The organism is Bartonella sp. TT110JLCBS, from assembly GCF_042193405.1.
In the GTDB taxonomy this organism is placed as follows: domain Bacteria; phylum Pseudomonadota; class Alphaproteobacteria; order Rhizobiales; family Rhizobiaceae; genus Bartonella.
Genome location: NZ_JBHILT010000143.1, coordinates 1 through 971 on the forward strand (window position 1 = coordinate 1; position 971 = coordinate 971).

The following is a 971-nucleotide window of genomic DNA, read 5'->3' on the forward strand; positions in this document are numbered from 1 at the left end:
ATGTCTACTTCACGATCAGCCAATTGATAGCTTGCCATATGGTCATTCTCATTGATTTTCTCGGTTGACCAGCCTAGACTTTTTAAAAGTGCATGAGCACTTTCCATGGTGAGACGATCATCAGTGTCATCCGCTTCATCCACTTCCTCTGCCACTTCAACAGAAGTTGTTTTAGAAGCAACAGATGCTGTTTGCGGATCCAAGCTTAAAATCGGAGCGTTTTTAGGAAAACCAGTCCGATAACGGCGTGCAAGAGCAAGGACGTTATCAATAATATGTGCTATGTTTTCCCTTATCAAAGCTGAAAAGTTTTTATCCTTCAAACTTTCCTTATAAAATTTGAGTTTTTCAACATCCCCAATAAGAATAAGTGCAATAAGGTGCAACTTCGCAAGATCATATTCACTGTCTGGGGACAAAGCCGCATAATCATAGATGATTTGATTCACATTTTGTTGATCAGCCCATTCAAGAATATCCGCACTGATCTGTTTCAGCTTGCCTTCATCCAATTCAGTACTAGAAACCGCATAAACTTCTTCTGATTCTTTAAGAACGGTATATTGGGGAGTATTGATGAAAATAGATCGATAAGCTGTAGAAAAACCAAGTGTTGAAAGAGAAACCTTGAAGGTAACAAATGGTGTCTCTCCGTTTTTATCAAGGTCGTACACTATATTAATGATACGATCTTTCGTTATAAAATAAGCATTGCAATTGTAATTTTTATCACGATAGACTGTCCAGTCCATCCTTTTTAAGTCTTCAGAAACTGTATTAAGAAAAGACAAATCTTGTAAACTAAGACGATCATCTATAGCTTTTCGCTCATTAAAGATTTTCAGATATTCTTCAGCAAATTGAACGGCATGGTTAATATATCTCTCTACTTCACGGTCATCCAAAATCTCAGAAATCTTACCGGCTTCTAAAAAATTTTGATAAGATTTCAGAACATCAATTTGACCTGT

Annotated in this window: 1 protein-coding gene; it reads right to left on the reverse strand. The window is 36.7% G+C overall.

Annotated features, from left to right (window positions below; genetic code table 11):
• Nucleotides 1-971, reverse strand: a 971-nt coding sequence (locus tag ACFILW_RS10085; protein WP_375685769.1) for a DUF6990 domain-containing protein, incomplete at both ends; no start/stop codon positions are given.